The sequence below is a fragment of the Vibrio sp. B172a genome, from assembly GCF_030248355.1.
Lineage (GTDB): Bacteria > Pseudomonadota > Gammaproteobacteria > Enterobacterales > Vibrionaceae > Vibrio > Vibrio owensii.
This window is the reverse complement of sequence record NZ_JAHGAC010000027.1, coordinates 224,419-242,080: the sequence shown is the minus strand read 5'-3', so window position 1 is coordinate 242,080 and position 17,662 is coordinate 224,419. Positions and strand designations below refer to the sequence as shown.

15 protein-coding genes are annotated in these 17,662 nt (G+C 46.8%); 2 read left to right on the top strand and 13 right to left on the bottom strand.

From position 1 onward, the window contains the following. Window positions 1–48: 48 nt before the first annotated feature. Both KIT90_RS22370 and KIT90_RS22365 read left to right on the top strand, forming a co-directional pair. A complete protein-coding gene (locus KIT90_RS22370) occupies window positions 49–1,635 on the top strand; it encodes a LysM peptidoglycan-binding domain-containing protein (protein WP_285378774.1) in 1,587 nt (528 codons plus the stop codon). Next, a complete protein-coding gene (locus tag KIT90_RS22365) occupies window positions 1,632–2,318 on the top strand; it encodes a YIP1 family protein (RefSeq protein WP_061008848.1) in 687 nt (228 codons plus the stop codon). The genes KIT90_RS22370 and KIT90_RS22365 overlap by 4 nt, the downstream gene beginning before the upstream one ends. A 27-nt stretch (window positions 2,319–2,345) precedes the next feature. Here the strand turns inward: KIT90_RS22365 and KIT90_RS22360 are convergent, their stop codons facing one another. From KIT90_RS22360 to bamA, 13 genes are all read right to left on the bottom strand, one after another. After that, on the bottom strand, window positions 2,346–3,194 hold the full coding sequence (locus tag KIT90_RS22360; RefSeq protein WP_264403551.1) for an endonuclease/exonuclease/phosphatase family protein: 849 nt from the start codon (window positions 3,192–3,194) through the stop codon (window positions 2,346–2,348). A gap of 134 nt (window positions 3,195–3,328) precedes the next feature. Continuing rightward, complete coding sequence (glnB, locus tag KIT90_RS22355; RefSeq protein ID WP_005436810.1) at window positions 3,329–3,667, bottom strand: nitrogen regulatory protein P-II; 339 nt, start codon at window positions 3,665–3,667, stop codon at window positions 3,329–3,331. A gap of 223 nt (window positions 3,668–3,890) precedes the next feature. Beyond that, a complete protein-coding gene (locus tag KIT90_RS22350) occupies window positions 3,891–4,205 on the bottom strand; it encodes a cytochrome c (RefSeq protein WP_171370584.1) in 315 nt (104 codons plus the stop codon). A 64-nt stretch (window positions 4,206–4,269) separates the two neighbouring features. Then, complete coding sequence (tilS, locus tag KIT90_RS22345) at window positions 4,270–5,616, bottom strand: tRNA lysidine(34) synthetase TilS (protein ID WP_285378769.1); 1,347 nt, start codon at window positions 5,614–5,616, stop codon at window positions 4,270–4,272. Window positions 5,617–5,719: 103 nt separating this feature from the next. Beyond that, a complete protein-coding gene (gene accA / locus KIT90_RS22340) occupies window positions 5,720–6,679 on the bottom strand; it encodes an acetyl-CoA carboxylase carboxyl transferase subunit alpha (RefSeq protein ID WP_005436807.1) in 960 nt (319 codons plus the stop codon). Window positions 6,680–6,725: 46 nt separating this feature from the next. Further along, a complete protein-coding gene (gene dnaE, locus KIT90_RS22335; RefSeq protein WP_009707413.1) occupies window positions 6,726–10,205 on the bottom strand; it encodes a DNA polymerase III subunit alpha in 3,480 nt (1,159 codons plus the stop codon). Between the two features lie 92 nt (window positions 10,206–10,297). After that, complete coding sequence (gene rnhB / locus KIT90_RS22330) at window positions 10,298–10,936, bottom strand: ribonuclease HII (protein ID WP_005430230.1); 639 nt, start codon at window positions 10,934–10,936, stop codon at window positions 10,298–10,300. A 9-nt stretch (window positions 10,937–10,945) separates the two neighbouring features. After that, complete coding sequence (lpxB, locus tag KIT90_RS22325) at window positions 10,946–12,085, bottom strand: lipid-A-disaccharide synthase (protein WP_285378766.1); 1,140 nt, start codon at window positions 12,083–12,085, stop codon at window positions 10,946–10,948. A 170-nt stretch (window positions 12,086–12,255) separates the two neighbouring features. After that, window positions 12,256–13,044 carry an acyl-ACP--UDP-N-acetylglucosamine O-acyltransferase gene (gene lpxA / locus KIT90_RS22320; protein WP_009707416.1) on the bottom strand — a complete coding sequence of 263 codons (789 nt, stop codon included), beginning with the start codon at window positions 13,042–13,044 and terminating at the stop codon, window positions 12,256–12,258. Between the two features lies 1 nt (window position 13,045). Next, entirely contained in the window at window positions 13,046–13,498 is a 453-nt protein-coding gene (gene fabZ / locus KIT90_RS22315; protein ID WP_009707417.1) for a 3-hydroxyacyl-ACP dehydratase FabZ, read from the bottom strand. Window positions 13,499–13,672: 174 nt separating this feature from the next. Continuing rightward, complete coding sequence (gene lpxD / locus KIT90_RS22310; protein ID WP_180824718.1) at window positions 13,673–14,704, bottom strand: UDP-3-O-(3-hydroxymyristoyl)glucosamine N-acyltransferase; 1,032 nt, start codon at window positions 14,702–14,704, stop codon at window positions 13,673–13,675. A gap of 6 nt (window positions 14,705–14,710) precedes the next feature. Then, window positions 14,711–15,220 (bottom strand): OmpH family outer membrane protein, encoded by a 510-nt coding sequence (locus KIT90_RS22305; RefSeq protein ID WP_285378763.1) that lies wholly within the window; start codon window positions 15,218–15,220, stop codon window positions 14,711–14,713. Window positions 15,221–15,233: 13 nt separating this feature from the next. Further along, the gene (bamA, locus tag KIT90_RS22300) at window positions 15,234–17,648 is read right to left on the bottom strand and encodes an outer membrane protein assembly factor BamA (protein ID WP_009707420.1); all 2,415 of its coding nucleotides are present in this window, start codon (window positions 17,646–17,648) and stop codon (window positions 15,234–15,236) included. Window positions 17,649–17,662 lie beyond the last annotated feature (14 nt).

The following is a 17,662-nucleotide window of genomic DNA, read 5'->3' as shown; positions in this document are numbered from 1 at the left end:
TGCGCGACAGGCAGGAGAAGATAAACAGGCCCTAAATAGGCTGAATCCATGCGTTTAAAGTACAGTTGGGCGTTGGCGTTACTACTTTCTGGCTGTCAATTGACACAGTCAGATTCAACAAACACACCAACACCAGAAACCAATAAGTCCGAGCAAGCGGTAAAACAAGGCGCGGCTCAAGCGGACTCCGAGAAAAAGCAATCGATAGCGAAGAAACCTGCTAAAGAGACGCCGAAAACCCTTTCTCCTCAGGAACAAGAAGATGTATGGCGTCGTATCGGCATGCAGCTTGAAATGGACATCCCAGACAACAAGAAAGTCGCTTACTACCGTACATGGTATCTGAAGCACCCTAACCACCTGCGCACCGTCTCTGAGCGTGCACAGCCGTTTTTGTACATGATTACAAAACGCATTGAAGAACGTGGTCTTCCAATGGAATTGGCGCTTCTACCTATCGTAGAGAGCTCATTTGACCCATTCGCGTACTCACACGGTAGTGCGGCAGGTCTTTGGCAGTTCGTTCCTGGCACCGGCAAGATGATGGGCCTAGAGCAGAACTACTGGTACGACGGTCGTCGTGATGTGTACGCAGCGACAGATGCAGCACTTGATTACTTAGAGCAACAAAGCAAGCGCTTTGACGGTAACTGGGATCAAGCGATTGCTGCTTACAACAGTGGTGGCGGTCGTGTATCAAGCGCGATTCGTAAGAACAAAAAGCTAGGTAAGCCTACGGACTTCTTCTCTCTAGATCTTCCAAAAGAGACCAGCAGTTACGTTCCTAAGCTACTTGCGCTTGCAGACATCATTGCGAACCAAGATAAGTACGGCATCGACATTCCACCGATCCCGAACAAACCTGTGCTTACGCAAGTCGATCCAAAAGAACAATTGGATCTCGCAATTGCGGCAGACTACGCAGGCATTGGTGTGAAAGAGCTGCAAGGTTACAACCCAGCTTACAACCAATGGTCTACGGCACCTGACGGCCCGCATCAGCTTCTTATTCCTATCGAGAAAAAGGATCAGTTCCTTGCTCAGGTGAAGAAGAACCGTGGTAAAGGCATGAAGGTCGCACGCTACAAAGTGAAGTCTGGTGACTCGCTCAGCGTATTGGCTCAGAAGTACGGTACGACAACCAAAGTTATCCAACGTGCTAATGGCCTAAAGAACAACAATATTCGCGTTGGTCAGTACCTAATGATCCCAACGTCAACAAAAGACGATGCTAAGTACGCGCTTACCGCCGAAAATCGCCTGAACAAAACGCAATCTCAAGCTCGCGGTCAATTCAAACTGACTCACGTTGTGCAATCTGGCGAGAGCTTGTGGTCTATCGCAAAAGAGAACAAGGTTTCTCATAAGTCTCTGGCGAAATGGAACGGCATGGGACCAAAAGACACCTTGCGCGTTGGCCAAAAACTGGTGATCTGGAAAAACTCAGACAAAGGCGCAGTAATTCGCACAGTGTTCTATGACGTGCGTTCTGGCGACACCATCAGTGGCATTGCGAGCAAGTTTAAGGTGAAGAGCAACGACATCGTGAAATGGAATTCTCTTCAAAAGCAGAAGTACCTGAAACCAGGTCAGAAGCTTAAGTTGTATGTTGACGTAACTAAGGTAAGTGTATGAACCCATCGAGTAACCCGCTTGTAATGTTGTTGGATATTTTTCGCTCTCCAACATCTAGCTTCTTGGCGCTATATCAGCGTGGAGGCTGGGGATGGCAACCGTTCATCTTTTTGATGCTCAGTCCATTCCTATTCTGGGGTGCCTATTTCTCGAATGTGGATTTCACTTGGCTAAGTGAACAATTAACGGCTCAATTTCAACAGGTCGATCCTAAGCAGATTGAGCTGTTGGAGCCAAACACGCTGATGGCAAGTGCGATCATCAATGATGTGTTTAACCGCTTTGCAACTCTGCTGCTTTTGGCGCTGTGGTTCTTCCTAGCGACGAAAGCAAGCAAACAACAATACGGTTACTGGAAATGGTTTGCGGCGGCTTCTGCAATCTTATTCCCAGCGGTACTAGGCGACATCGCAAGCTATGCGAGCCTGTTACTGAAACACGGTCAGGTAATGACGTACGCAGCGGATTTAAACAGCCTAAATGGTTTGTTAAAACTGCCACTCACTAATGAATGGTCACATTTTGCTAGCTCATTACCGCTGCTTTTGCCTTGGTACATTGTGCTTGGTTACGGTGTGGTTCTGACTTGGACAGAGTTTGAACGTGGACAGGCTCTTGTGATTTCGAGCCTGCCTTGGATTGCGTTTTACGTGATTTGGGCGTTGTACATCGTTATTACTTAAGCCATTTAAGCGAGCTCATAAGAGCCCTTACCGGTCGTTAAGCGTAAACGACACCAATAATGGATTATGATCGGAAGCGTCGCTCTGCGGCGCTTTCGCGTTTTTGAGGGTCAGACCTCGATAAAAGACGTGGTCGAGTGGTAATCCGGTAATGAACTGAGTGCGGTTATCTTGACTGAACTTCGCTTCTTGTAGATCTGCCTTTTGAAGCGCATTCTTCATTGCTTTAACGCGGTCCTCACTCCAGCTATTGAAATCTCCCGCAAACAAAATTGGGCCTTTGTGCTCTTTTAGAACCATTTCTAAACCAGACAACTGTGAAGTGTACTCTTCAGTTCCAACGGTAAAGTTAATCGCGTGAATATTTACCACGGCTAGGGTCTCACCATTACTAAGTTGATACTTGCTGTACAGAGCCGACTTTGGCAAACGCAACCATGGTTCTTTAGAAGTGTATGCGCAAGCACGAATTGGCTCTTTCTGCGCAATACTGATTACCCCTGCACCACTTCCTAGTGCCTTAAACGCGCTTACTTGGTTGCTCATCCAATGGCCTTCCACCAGCCAGTTTTTAAACTCATCGGTCAAACTGGCTTCTTGTAAAAGCAACAACTGTTTATCGGCAGAGAAAGCATCGAGCGCTTGTTGCCAGTTGTCTCTGTTTTGCTTGTAGATGTTCCATACCAAAACGTTAAGCTCACCATCCTTATCAATCGCTTGTGGCTTATTAAACTCCATACAGCGGATATCTTGAGTAATGTTCGTCCCTGTTTGAGTAACAATTTGTGGTTGTTCCGGCACAGTAAAGATTACCTGAAAACTCACAAACCCAGCGATAATGAGAAAAACTAACGCAAAAGCTAAACGCTGATACATAGACCTACCTGAATGCAAATAAAATGGAATCAAAAATACGAGCAATAAAAAAGGAGCCATTCTCGGCTCCCTTTTAGCTTACTCAAATTTTCACCACATGCTGTAGTGAAATCTTATATCTATCTGGATAAAGATTAGATTGCGTCTTCGTCTTCTTCACCCGTACGGATACGTACTACACGCTCTACGTCGGTTACGAAGATCTTACCATCACCAATCTTACCGGTTTGCGCCGTTTCAATGATGGTTTCTACACACTTGTCTGCTACGTCTTCTGTCACAACGATTTCTAGCTTCACTTTAGGAAGGAAATCCACCATGTACTCAGCACCACGGTACAGTTCAGTGTGACCTTTCTGGCGACCGAAGCCTTTCACTTCAGAGACGGTCATCCCTGTAATGCCTACTTCAGCCAATGCTTCTCGAACATCATCCAATTTGAATGGCTTGATAATCGCTTCAATCTTTTTCATGTTCATCCCTTAAGCTTCAATCGTTTGCGCATATTATCGGTTAGCGTCTCACAACATTCAATCCTTGTTGTCACCAAGCACCTGAAAATCCTGACACTGGTGGAATTTATTTGCGGATGAATGTAACAAAGTCGCGCAGTCAGCAATCCCGCATACCCGAAACGAAAAAACCAGAGCACTGGCTCTGGCTTGGTCTAAATCTTTATCTGGGTTATACCCGCGCTTACTTCAAGCTTGCGTAGTACGCTGCTAAGTTTGCGATATCTTCGTCTGACAGTAGATTCGCTTGCGCTTGCATCACTGCGGCAAGACCACCTGTGCGTTGACCCGCTTTGTACGCCTTGATTGAACTTGCGATGTATTGCTCGTTCTGGCCTTTCAGGTTTGGGTAACCAGGAATCACCGCGATACCATCCGCGCCATGACAAGCAGCACAAACACCTGCTTTTGCTTGCCCTGCGGCTACATCACCTGCCGCCAGAGCTTGCCCACTTAACATGGTTAGCGCCACCATTGCGCCCATGATTGTTTTCTTCATTGCTTCACCTAATCGATTCTTATTTAAGGATTTTTATATTTTATAATCGACATTGTGGCATGAATTACAACGACTTGCGCCAGATAAGTTCACAATCTTGACCACTGAAGGCTTGATCAACAAACAAATCGCCGACCGCCACCACCTGATCTTGGTACATCAGAATCGGGATCTGGCGGCGCAGCCAACTCGGCACATTGTATTCTTGAAACAACTTTTTCAGCTTACGACTGTGATTACGCGTAGTTGGGTGCGCAGAGAGCCCTTCTGGATTAAACGTCACTCGTAATAGATCTGGCTGAGGCGGCATAGCAATGGTGGCTTGCTCTGAGTTGGTACTCAAAGTGAGCTCTCCTAGTCGCTCAGGCAATACCAAAACAGTATCAGTTTGAATGTTACTCTGCCACATCGTGACATCGACCGTTTCGGTTACCCAATACAGGCGATTCTGAAAACGGCGAACTTCACCCTGCTTAAGTTGCAGCTTAGGGTTCGCATCTTGCTGTGCCAATCCGACTTCATTCCAAATTAAATTGAGTTGCACTTGGGTTGGCATGTTAACGTTCAACTTAGCCAGCCACATACGTACCAATCGCGCACGAGCCAGTTCACTGTGCGTCGCTAACTCTTCAATACTCAGACTCAAATCACTTTGTAGAGCACGTTCAAACACTGCGCTAAGCAACTCGTCCAGCAAAGCTTCTTGCTGCGCGCACAAACTCGCACTGCGCTGCACCGCTTGATGGATACTCGGCCAACGTTCAGATAGCTCAGGCACAATGCGATGACGGAGGAAGTTACGATCGTAACGAGTATCTTGGTTGCTTTCGTCTTCTACCCAATCCAGCTTTTGTTCTCTGGCTGCCGCCTCGATTTGCTCTCGCTTAACGGCCAGTAATGGGCGAACTAATGTGCCATCAGCAAACGGCATGCTTTCAGCCATCGATGATAACCCCTTTGGTCCGCTGCCACGTTTAAGTGCTAACAAGAAGGTTTCCACTTGGTCATCGGCATGTTGCCCTGTCAGCAATAAGTCACCCATTTGGATATGCTTGGCTAAGGCTTGGTAACGTGCTTCACGCGCCAACAACTCAATGCTTTCACCACTATTGATGTCTAAGTTCACGTGCTCAACCGAGCATGAGATTCCCGCTTGCTGAGCCCAAACTAAACATTGATTTGCCCAGTCGTCCGCATTCGTACTCAAACCATGATGTACGTACACCGCGCGACAGCTAACGGATTTAGAATCTGCTGATTGATTGCCTATCGAATGCGCTTGGCGATAACGGCTAAGCAGCTCAAGTAATAAACGCGAATCCACCCCGCCACTAAACGCCAAGACAATCTTGGTGCCTGATTGGTAATAACGATCAAGAACTTGAGCAAATTGCGAGTAAAGCGATTCCATAAATCATCCGATAGAAACAAAAAAAGGTTGGACGCATGCCCAACCCTTTCTATTTTATCTGTAATCTTGCGAGAATTCAGCTAGCGCCTAGCGACAGCTGTAATTAGCAGTAACCGTAGTTCATTAGACGCTGGTAACGACGCTCAAGTAGCGTTTCGTGATCCAGTTGTTCTAGGTCTTCTAGCTGACGAAGCAAGTTTGCTTTCATGTTTTCAGCCATTTGAACGTGGTCACGGTGTGCACCGCCTAGTGGCTCTTCGATGATTTCATCGATAAGTTCAAGCTCTTTCAGACGTGGAGCGGTTAGGCCCATCGCGTCTGCTGCTTGTGGTGCTTTGTCTGAATCACGCCATAGGATTGAAGCACAACCTTCAGGAGAGATTACTGAGTACGTTGAGTACTGAAGCATGTTCACGTAGTCACCTACACCGATTGCAAGTGCACCGCCTGAACCGCCTTCGCCAACAACGTTACAGATTACTGGTACTTTAAGACCAGACATCACTTTTAGGTTCTTCGCGATCGCTTCAGATTGGCCACGCTCTTCCGCGCCAACACCTGGGTATGCACCTGCTGTGTCGATGAAAGTGATGATAGGCATGTTGAAACGTTCTGCCATTTCCATCAAACGTAGCGCTTTACGGTAACCTTCTGGTTTAGGCATACCAAAGTTACGTTTTACTTTTTCTTTGGTCTCACGGCCCTTCTGGTGACCAATGATCATCACTGGACGACCTTCAAGACGTGCAATACCACCAACGATCGCTTTGTCGTCAGCAAACGCACGGTCACCCGCTAGTTCATCAAATTCATCAAATGCGTGCTTGATGTAATCTAGCGTGTATGGACGTAAAGGGTGACGAGCCAGTTGAGCTGTTTCCCATGCACCTAGATTACTGAAGGTTTTCTTCTTAAGTTCTAGGCTCTTTTTCTCAAGCTGTTCGATTTCTTTATCAAGGTCAACCGCAGAATCACCACCGTGACGAGATACGTCACGTAGCGCTTCGATTTTCGCTTCTAGCTCTGCAATTGGCTTTTCAAATTCAAGAAAGTTTAGGCTCATCTATGAATCCTTTTTTACTCAGCGTCTTACATATTGCGCTGAATTTTTAGTTAAATTCGAGTTCTACTTGGCCTTTGCCAAGCAACTGTTTTAAATCGTCTAGTAATGTATCTGTTGGCGTTACTCGCCATTCGGTGCCCAATGTTAACCGCGCTCTGGCGTCGGCACGCTGGTAGTATACATTGACAGGTACGGTTCCGGCTTTGTGCGGTTCTAAAATACGAGTAAATTGCTCAAAGAATTTATCGTTGATCTGGCTAGCATCAATAGATACCGACAAACCACGTGCGTATTTCTCACGTGCGGTACCCAGATCCATAACTTCACGCGCCGACATTTTAAGGCCACCGTTGAAGTCATCAAAGCTGACCTGTCCAGAAACAACCAGAATTTTATCTTTTTCGAGAAGTTCTGCATACCTATCAAGCGCATCCGAGAACAACATCACCTCCATTCGACCACTTCGGTCGTCCAGAGTCATGATACCGATACGCGTACCGCGTTTGGTTGTCATCACGCGAGCTGCAATAACCAGACCCGCCACTGTCACGGATTGATCGCGACGAGTTGGGGTTGCGTCTTTTAGTCGACAACTAACGTACTTATTTAGTTCCTTTATGTATGCGTTAACTGGGTGTCCGGTCAAATATAAACCGAGCGTCTCACGTTCACCCTCTAACCATACTTTCTCTGGCCACGCTGGCACTTGAGTATATTTGTGTTCCACCTCTTCTGGCGCATCAGTCAATACACCGAACATGTCAGTTTGACCAAAGGCTTCCGCTTGGTGGTGTTGGCTTGCCGCTTTCACCGCATCATTGAGTGATGCCATCAATGCCGCACGATGTGGACCTAGCCTGTCGAGTGCGCCTGCGTAAATCAGCTTTTCGATTACACGCTTGTTGACCTTCTTCAGGTCGATACGCGCACAGAAGTCAAATAGGTCGATGAAGTGACCGCCTTTGTTGCGCGCTTCCAAGATTGCATCGATTGGACCTTCACCCACCCCTTTGATCGCGCCGATGCCATAAACAATCGCGCCATTCTCATCGACGTTAAAACGATACAAGCCGGCATTGATGTCTGGCGGAAGCACGGTGAGCTTCATGCGGAAACATTCGTCTACTAGGCCAACCACTTTCTCAGTGTTATCCATATCGGCGGTCATTACCGCTGCCATGAACTCCGCTGGATAGTGCATCTTCAGCCATAGCGTTTGGTACGAAACCAATGCGTAGGCTGCCGAGTGAGATTTGTTAAAGCCGTAACCCGCGAACTTCTCTACCAAGTCGAAGATCTTCATCGCCAACTCGCCATCGACGCCGTTGGCAATTGCCCCCTCTTCGAAGGTAGCACGCTGTTTCGCCATCTCTTCCGGTTTTTTCTTACCCATCGCACGACGAAGCATGTCCGCACCACCTAGGGTGTAGCCAGACAGCACCTGTGCAATCTGCATTACCTGTTCTTGATACAGGATGATGCCGTAAGTCGGATCGAGAATCTCTTTAAGCGATTCGTGTTGCCACTTTTCATCAGGATAAGAGATCGCCTCACGACCGTGCTTACGGTCGATAAAGTTATCTACCATGCCCGACTGAAGCGGCCCTGGGCGGAACAGTGCCACCAATGCAATGATGTCTTCAAAACAGTCCGGTTGCAGACGTTTAATCAGCTCTTTCATACCGCGCGATTCAAGCTGGAATACCGCAGTGGTTTCTGAGTTTTGCAGCAAACGGAATGACGCCGCATCATCCAGTGGAATCGATTCGATGCGAACAGGAGCTTTACCTTCACGTTCTAGACGCGGGTTAATCAGACCCAACGCCCAGTCAATGATGGTTAGGGTACGCAGACCCAAGAAGTCAAACTTAACCAGGCCGGCGGTTTCCACGTCGTTCTTATCGAACTGAGTAACCGGGAAATGACCTTCAGAGTCGGCATAAATCGGCGCGAAGTCTGTAATGGTGGTTGGTGAGATTACAACACCACCTGCGTGCTTACCGGCGTTACGTGTACAACCTTCAAGGAGGCGACACATGTCGATAAGCTCTTTCACTTCTTCGTCTGCGTCATACAACTCTGGCAGTGCAGGCTCAGCTTTGAACGCTTTTTCCAGCGTCATACCCGGGTCAGGCGGAACCAGTTTTGAAATACGATCAACGAAGCCAAACGGGTGGCCAAGTACACGTCCTACGTCGCGGATTACCGCTTTCGCCGCCATGGTACCGAAAGTGATGATCTGAGATACCGCATCACGGCCATACATTTCCGCTACGTGATCAATTACTTGGTCACGCTTATCCATACAGAAGTCGACGTCGAAATCGGGCATCGAGACACGTTCTGGGTTCAAGAAACGTTCGAATAGAAGGTCGTATTCCAATGGATCAAGGTCGGTGATCTTCAATGCGTATGCCACCAAGGAACCCGCACCTGAACCACGACCCGGACCTACAGGAATCGCGTTGTCTTTCGACCACTGGATGAACTCCATTACGATCAAGAAGTAACCAGGGAATCCCATTTGGTTGATTACGTCGAGTTCGATTTGCAGACGATCATCGTATTCAGGACGACGCTGTTTTCGCTCTTCCTCATCTGGGAACAGGAACTCTAGGCGCTCTTCCAGACCTTCACGAGACTTCATGACCAAGAAGTCGGTCTCTTCCATACCTTCAGTTGGGAAGGCTGGAAGGAAGTATTCACCAAGACGTACTGTCACGTTACAACGCTTGGCAATTTCAACACTGTTTTCTAACGCTTCCGGAATGTCAGCAAACAGCTCGCACATTTCCTCTTCAGTACGCAGGTATTGTTCTGGGCTGTAGTTCTTTGGACGACGTGGATCTTCTAAGGTGTAACCATCGTGGATCGCAACGCGAATTTCATGAGCGTCAAACAAGTCTTCACTGATGAAAACGACTTCGTTGGTTGCGACAACTGGCAGCTCAACCTCTTCTGCCAATTCAATCGCAAAGTGCAGGTAAGTTTCTTCATCTGGACGACCAGTACGAACCAATTCTAGGTAGAAGCGGTCTGGGAAGTATTGGTTGTAAAACTCGACACAACTGTCGACAACTTTGCGGTTGCCTTTGAGCAATGCTTTACCGATTTCACCGTTTTTCGCGCCTGAAAGAACGATCAAACCTTCTGATAGTTCAGCCAACCAAGCTTTGTCGAGCACTGGTTGGTGTTGTACATGACCACGAAGGTAAGCTTTTGAGATCAGCAAAGTCAGGTTTTTATAACCTTCATTGTTTGCTGCGAGTAACGTTAATTGCGTCAGCTCCTCACCAAACTCATCCGATTGCATTTTGAAGTCTGCACCGATGATTGGCTTCACACCACTGCCGTGTGCGGTGCCATAGTATTTCACCAAACCACACAGGTTAGTGAAATCGGTCAGCGCCATTGCAGGCATACCGAGTTCGGCGACTTTCTTAACGAGCGGTGGAACTTTGTTGATACCATCCACCATAGAGAAATCACTGTGGATTCTTAGGTGAATGAACTTGGGATCTGACATTAACAGGTACCGTAAAACTATATCTTGATTGGGATTCTAACCTAAAGCGGGCGTGGTTTATAACACCGATACGCCCATTCTATTACTTTGCTTTATTCTTCGATGCCGAGCGCTTTCTTCACAGGCTTGAAGCTCTTACGATGTTCACTGATCACACCATGTTGTTCAATCGCTTCAAAGTGCGCTTTAGTTGGATACCCTTTGTGCTTAGCAAAACCAAATTGCGGATATTGTTTATCCAACTCTTCCATTTCTTGGTCACGAACCACTTTGGCAATGATAGAGGCCGCACTGATTTCCGCTACGCGCAAGTCACCCTTCACCACCGCTTGAGAATCCATTGGCAACTGCGGGCAGCGATTACCATCGATAAGCGCTAAATCTGGCTGGACCTTCAAGCCAGCAATGGCACGTTGCATCGCAACCATGGTCGCTTGCAGGATGTTGAGTTCATCAATCTCTTCAGGAGAACAACGGCCTACCGCCCATGCTAAGGCTTTCTCTTTGATTTCTGGTAGCAATGCGAGGCGTTTTTTCTCACTCAGCTTTTTAGAATCGTTCAAACCTTCAATTGGATTGTTTGGATCTAAGATGACCGCTGCGGTAACAACATCACCCACCAAAGGACCACGCCCTACCTCATCGACACCTGCAACCAGCTGATAGCCTTGCGGGTATTCAAACGGTGGTAGTTCTACTTTTGCTTTGGTCGTTTTTGGTTTTACAGCCATGGTAAATCTCTATTTATTAATCAGTTTTAGAACCGCATTCGCGGCTTGTTGATCCGCATCTTTGCGAATCCAATGATGCATTTCAGTAAACTTATCCAACATTTCTCGGTTGTCGCTCTCTAATAAACGAGAGACTTCATTGAATAGGTTTTCTGGCGTGCAATCTTCTTGCAGGTATTCTTTTACAAGTTCGGTGTCAGCCAAAATGTTCGGCAGCGACACGTATTTGGTTTTCAATAGTCGCTTAGCAAGGAATGCCGTTACAGCATTAACACGGTAACCCACCACCATTGGGCGTTTAATCAACATACATTCAAGTGCAACGGTGCCCGAGGCTAACATCACCGCATCAGAAGCAGTAATCACGTTACGTGCTGTATCGTCCACCAACTTGAAATCAAGCTCTGGCGCGTGTTCTTTCCATGCTTGCTCAAATTGTTCACGGCGTTTTTGATTCACCAAGGCAACAACAAAACCAAGATCTGGGAATTTCTGATGCAGTTTTTTACAGGTTTCAATAAACGGTTGAGAGAGCATTTTTAGCTCGCTGCCACGGCTACCCGGAAGTACCGCTAGCCATTGTTTATCTTGTTCTAAACCAAGCAGTTCACGTGCAGGCGCTTTGTCCGATTGCAGTGGAATAGCATCTGCCAATGTGTGACCAATGAATTCACAAGGTACATTGAATTTGTCGTAGAACGCTTTTTCAAACGGTAGGAATGCCAGTACCAGATTGGTTGCGGCTTCAATATTGAAGATGCGCTTTTGACGCCAAGCCCAAACCGATGGACTGACGTAATGCACGGTTTTGATGCCCGCATTTTTCAGGTCTAGCTCAACTCGTAAGTTAAAATCTGGAGCGTCAATTCCGATGAAAACATCTGGTGGATTCTCGGTGAAATACTTCACAAGTTGCGCTTTGACTTTCAGTAGTCGTGGCAAGCGACCTAGCACTTCCACTAGACCCATTACGGCAAGTTCTTCCATATCGAACAGAGACTCACAGCCTTGCGCGATCATCTTAGGGCCACCAATACCAACAAACTCTGCGTCTGGGTATTGTTGCTTTACTGCTTTGATAAAGCCTTCACCTAGCGTGTCGCCAGACAATTCTCCGGCAATGATGCCGATACGTAATGGTCTTTCCATATCTACTTCGCTATTTTTCCTGTGCGCTATGGGTAACGTTTTAAACTATGTAGACACATAAACCGCAGTAGCCGCACAATCTGCAGCTTACAAACCGTTATCCATAAAACACAAAAAGACCGCAGCCCAATTTGGGCGCGATCTTTTCAATTTAACCGCTCATTCGTTGATTAACGAATAATGCCACGTTCCGTTGTTTCCAGAATATCTGAGAAACGTTTCACTGCCGGCCACTCTTGTGCCATTTCAGCTAGGATTGGTTTCACTTCTTCCAGAGTCTTACCTGAACGGTAGATTTCTTTGTACGCTTTTTGTAGCGCACGAATTTCTGGTTTTTCGAAACCGTTACGCTTCAAGCCAACCAAGTTCAAACCAAATGGTGTTGCGTGGTTACCTTGAGCAAGTACGTATGCTGGTACGTCTTGAACAACAGCAGAACAGCCACCAACGTATGCGTAAGCGCCAACCGTACAGAACGGATGAATCGCAGAAAGCGCCATCACACCTGCATGGTCATCAACGGTTACGTGACCACCAAGAATCGCATTGTTACCAATGTGAGTATGGTTACCAACGATAACGTCGTGTGCGATGTGTGCATTAACACAAAGAAGGTTGTCATCACCAATCACTGTTGTTGCTTTGTCTTGAACCGTACCACGGTGAATCTGAACCGCTTCACGAATCACGTTGCGGTCACCGATAACCACTGTTGTATCTTCGCCACCGTACTTCTTGTCTTGGTTTTCTTCACCAATAACAGCGTGTGGGAAAATGCGGTTGTCTTTACCAATTGTGGTGTGACCTTTGATCACTACGTGAGACATCACTTCAGTACCTTCACCGATTTCTACCGTTGAGGTGATGTAAGTGAATGGACCAACAGTCACGTTAGCGCCAATTTTCGCGCCTTCTTCTACCACCGCAGCTGGGTGGATTTTAGCGGTTTCATGAATCATATTAAAACTCTCGACGAGCACACTTCAGCTCTGCTGAACATACTACTTCGCCGTCAACCTTCGCTACACCTTTGAATGCAGCAATGCCGCGACGCTCTTTCAAAAATTCTACTTCAATAATCATTTGATCGCCTGGTACTACTGGTTTACGGAATTTTGCACCGTCAACACTTGCAAAGTAGTACAGTTCGTTTTCAGTTGGCGCACCAAATGATTTAAATGCAAGTAAGCCTGTCGCCTGCGCCATCGCTTCCAGAATAAGAACACCTGGGAAAACTGGCAGTTGTGGAAAGTGACCTGTGAACTGAGGTTCGTTAACCGACACGTTTTTAATCGCGTGAAGGTACTTCTCTTCTTGGAAGTCAATCACTCGGTCGATCAATAAGAATGGGTAGCGATGAGGTAGTAGCTCTTGAATTTCAGAGATGTTCATCGTTTTCTTTTCAGTAGTCAAAGTCGTCTTCCTATATCAATACTCAACAACCAAGATGGCAAGGCAGCGGCAAAAGCCACTTAATCAGGAAATGCCTGCAAAGTGTATACCAGCTTGGTGATAAATCTACTTATAGCGCGTCATTATAGAAGAAAAAGACCCGCATTTCGCGAGTCTTTGTTCAGAATTATGGAACTAAGATTCTTCTTTCGGTTCCAGCTGTTTCTCAACAGCTTTCAGGCGTTTGTTCATATCGTCAATGCGATGAACTCGAGTTGCCGTTTTACGCCACTCTCGGTTCGTTTGCAGTGGAATACCTGACGAATACAAGCCTTTCTCTTCGATACTGCGCATAACCATGCCCATACCGGTGATAGCTACACCATCTGCAATCGTGATATGTCCGTTAAGAACCGACGCGCCGCCGATCTGACAGTATTTACCAATTTTGGTACTGCCAGCGACAATAGTACCACCTGGCATCACGGTACCATATCCGATCTGCACGTTATGAGCGATTTGAAGCTGGTTATCAAGAATTACGTTGTCTTCGATAATGGTGTCTTCAAGTGCACCACGGTCAATCGTAGTACATGCACCAATCTCAACGCGGTTACCAATACGCACTGAGCCAAGTTGAGGGATCTTAATCCACTCGCCTTTGTCGTTAGCGTAGCCGAAACCATCAGAGCCAATGACTGTGCCAGATTGAACCAGACAGTCATCGCCCATTGATACTTCATGATAGATAGTCACATTAGCCCAAAGCTTGGTGTTGTTACCTAGCTTTGCGTTCTTACCGATAAAGCAACCAGCGCCGATGCTTACGTTGTCGCCTAGTTCAACACCCGTTTCAATCACTGCGTTTGCACCGATTGTTACGTTAGTACCCATCTTCACGTCTGCTGCGATGACGGCACTTGGTGCGATCTCATCAGCAGGCTTCGGCGTGGTGTCCATTGCTTGAACAACACGAGCGAATGCAACATAAGGGTCAGCCACAACTAATGCGTTACCCACACATTGGTCTTTGTGTTCGGCTTTCACCATCACAACTGTCGCTTTGCACTCAGAAAGGTGTTTTGCGTATTTTGGGTTAGACAAGAAAGTGATGTCACCTTCTTGTGCTTTATCCATTGGAGCTACGCGGCTTACAACGAGAGACTCGTCACCAAATAGCTCACCCCCGGTAATTGTCGCCAACTCGGCTAATGTTAATGTCTTCATAACTTCTTATTTTAGAGCTTTAATTACGTCTTCAGAGATGTTGTATTCTGGCTTACCGTACTGAAGTGAAGAGATGTCGATTACCATGTCGTAGCCTTTCTTAGTTGCTACTTTCTTCACTGCGTCTTGGATAGTTTTGAATAGCTTCGCTTTCTCTTCAGCTTCGCGACGTGCACTTGCTTTCTCTAGAGCTTGTGCCTTCACTTTGTACTCGCTGTCTAGTTTAGCGATGTCGATACGTAGTTTTTCAACTTCGTCTTGACCTAGAAGCTCACCATCACGTTGTAGCTTTTCAATCTTAGTCTTAGCTTGCGCTTGGATAGATTTCAGCTCATCTGCTTTGCTCTTAAAGTCTTTCTGCATTTTTTGTAGAACTACTTCGCGTTGAGGAAGCGCTTGGAAAACTTGAGCAGTATTTACATAAGCAATTTTCTGAGCAGCTTCAGCCGCGTTAGCAAATATTGAAGAGCTAAGTACTAGAAGGCCTAGGCCAGCTGCTTTGATCATTTTATTCAAAATATTTTCCTCTTTAGAAGGTTCTACCGATAGTGAACGTGAAGAACTCTTCATCGTCGCCATCATATTTCTTAATTGGTTTCGCTAGCGAGAATACTAGAGGCCCCATTGGAGACATCCATTGCAACGCCGCACCGTAAGATGAGCGGTAGTTGGTTGGATCTGAGTAATCGTAGTAGTAACGGTCGCCGTATTCCGCACCTGAGCTACGGTAGTCGAATTCCGTATCCCAAACACTCGCCATATCGAAGAAGATACTGGTACGAATTTGGTTACGAACTTCGTCAGAAGCAAATGGTGTTGGAACAATCAACTCAAGGCTTGCCAACGCAACCGCGTTACCACCAACAGAATCGTCTGTTGCAGTATCTGCACCGTTGTTCGAGCCTGAGTAGTCACGATAAACCGCTTTCGGACCTACGGTATTCGAGCCGAAACCACGTAGTGTTGTAAAACCACCCGCGTAGTAGTTTTCGTAGAATGGGAACAAGTTATCGTTGCCATCCGTTTGACCATAACCGTTACCATAACCTAGACGACCACGGAACAAGAGCGTGAATTCATGCTTCTTAGTCAGTGGAACGTATTGACGGACATCATACTGCATCTTGAAGTATTGAACGTCAGAGCCAGGTACGGTCATCTTATAGAATGCACGTTGGTGGTTACCCGCTGTCGGGAAGTAGCCACGGTTTAGGTTGTTACGTGTCCATGAGATGTTGAAGTCAAAGTCATTTGTGTTCAACGCGCCGCTAGAGTCAATGTTGTCCTCTTGCGCCTGTAGGAACTGTTCTACCTGTAGGTAAGGAGACAAGTTACCGATCTTATTGTGGGTGTAGCCAACACCAAACTCAAAGCGGTTCAGTTCGTCGAATGGGAAACCCCATGTCAAACTTGCGCCGTAACTTTGGTTGGTATAGTCAACGATACCCGCTTCAGATGCTTCGAACTCATCGTAGAAGATCTTACCACCCAAACTTACACCATCTAGGTTCCAGTAAGGGTCACGGTAGTCCAAGCTCACGTTTTTCTGGTAGTCGTTCATCATCGCGTTAATACCAACGCGGTTACCACTACCAATAAAGTTGTCTTGCTGTAGGCCAACCTGGAAGCTCACGCCCGATTCAGTACCGTAACCGACACCGAAGTTCACGCTGCCCGAGTTCGCTTCTTTAACAGAGTAAACTAGGTCAACTTGGTCGTCGCTGCCAGGAACTCGTACCGTTTGTACTTCTACGTTTTCGAAGTAGCCCAGACGGTTTAGACGCGTTTTACCAGTTTCGATTGATTTCGAGTTTAGCCAGCTGCCTTCCATCTGACGCATTTCACGACGCAGTACTTCGTCTTTGGTCGAGTTGTTACCCGTAAAGCGAATGTCACGTACGTAAATACGGTTACCTGGGTCTACGTTCACAACAAGCGATACTTGTTTGTTTTCATCGTCGAACTCAGGAATGGTGTTTACTTGTGGGTAAGCATAGCCAGATTCACCAAGCACACGCTTGATACCTTCTTCCATTGACGTTACGCGAGAGCCGTTGTAGGTCTCGTTGTCTTCAAATGGAACCAGCTTTTCAAACGTTGCTTCTTCACCAATTAGGTTGCCGCGGAATTTCACGTCCTTAACGGTGTACACGTCACCTTCCTCAAGACCAAGGGTAATGTATACGCCTTTTTTGTCAGGAGAAATCGCCACTTGTGTCGAATCAACGTTAAATTTCAGGTAACCACGGTCTAGGTAGTAAGACTTCAGTGCTTCGATGTCACCAGCAAGAACTTGCTTCTGGTATTTTTCGTCCGCTAGGAAGTTCCACCATGGCACGTCAACGTTTAGGTTGAAACGAGAAAGAAGGTCTTCATCAGAAAAGACTTCATTGCCGATAAAGTTGATTTGCTGAATTTTCGCCGATACACCTTCGGTGAAGACGAATTTCAAGTCAGAACGGTTACGAGGCAATGGAGTAACAACCGCTTTTACGGTCGCGTTGTATTTACCAACACTGTAGTAAAAGTCTTCCAAACCTTTTTCGATGTTGCTTAGCGTGGTGCGGTCAAGCGCTTCACCTTCACGAACGCCAGAAGCATTCAGGTTTTCTTGTAGCTGCTCGTCCTTGATTGCTTTGTTGCCTGAGAATGAGATGCTCGCAATAGTTGGACGCTCTTTCACTTGAACAACCAGAACATCACCATTACGCAGCACTTTCACATCTTCGAAGTTACCCGATGCGTACAATGCGCGAATGATCTCTGCAACATCGCCCTGGTCAACGGTATCACCGACACGTACAGGCATTTTCAGCAACGCTGCACCCAGTGCCACACGCTGCAATCCATCGATTTCAATATCTTGAACTACAAAGTTCTCTGCTCCGTTTGCAGATACACTGGTCGCCAGTAAACTTGCAAACAGAATTCGCTTAATCGCCATACTTGTTCTAATTA

What these genes read in the sequence shown, in the direction of transcription:
- KIT90_RS22370 (WP_285378774.1), top strand. Translation starts at nt 49, where the DNA reads ATGCGTTTAAAGTACAGTTGGGCGTTGGCGTTACTACTTTCTGGCTGT.
- rnhB (WP_005430230.1), bottom strand. Translation starts at nt 10,936, where the DNA reads ATGGCTGTAAAACCAAAAACGACCAAAGCAAAAGTAGAACTACCACCG.
- bamA (WP_009707420.1), bottom strand. Translation starts at nt 17,648, where the DNA reads ATGGCGATTAAGCGAATTCTGTTTGCAAGTTTACTGGCGACCAGTGTA.
- lpxB (WP_285378766.1), bottom strand. Translation starts at nt 12,085, where the DNA reads ATGGAAAGACCATTACGTATCGGCATCATTGCCGGAGAATTGTCTGGC.
- KIT90_RS22365 (WP_061008848.1), top strand. Translation starts at nt 1,632, where the DNA reads ATGAACCCATCGAGTAACCCGCTTGTAATGTTGTTGGATATTTTTCGC.
- KIT90_RS22350 (WP_171370584.1), bottom strand. Translation starts at nt 4,205, where the DNA reads ATGAAGAAAACAATCATGGGCGCAATGGTGGCGCTAACCATGTTAAGT.
- KIT90_RS22360 (WP_264403551.1), bottom strand. Translation starts at nt 3,194, where the DNA reads ATGTATCAGCGTTTAGCTTTTGCGTTAGTTTTTCTCATTATCGCTGGG.
- tilS (WP_285378769.1), bottom strand. Translation starts at nt 5,616, where the DNA reads ATGGAATCGCTTTACTCGCAATTTGCTCAAGTTCTTGATCGTTATTAC.
- lpxA (WP_009707416.1), bottom strand. Translation starts at nt 13,044, where the DNA reads ATGATTCATGAAACCGCTAAAATCCACCCAGCTGCGGTGGTAGAAGAA.
- dnaE (WP_009707413.1), bottom strand. Translation starts at nt 10,205, where the DNA reads ATGTCAGATCCCAAGTTCATTCACCTAAGAATCCACAGTGATTTCTCT.
- glnB (WP_005436810.1), bottom strand. Translation starts at nt 3,667, where the DNA reads ATGAAAAAGATTGAAGCGATTATCAAGCCATTCAAATTGGATGATGTT.
- lpxD (WP_180824718.1), bottom strand. Translation starts at nt 14,704, where the DNA reads ATGAAGACATTAACATTAGCCGAGTTGGCGACAATTACCGGGGGTGAG.
- accA (WP_005436807.1), bottom strand. Translation starts at nt 6,679, where the DNA reads ATGAGCCTAAACTTTCTTGAATTTGAAAAGCCAATTGCAGAGCTAGAA.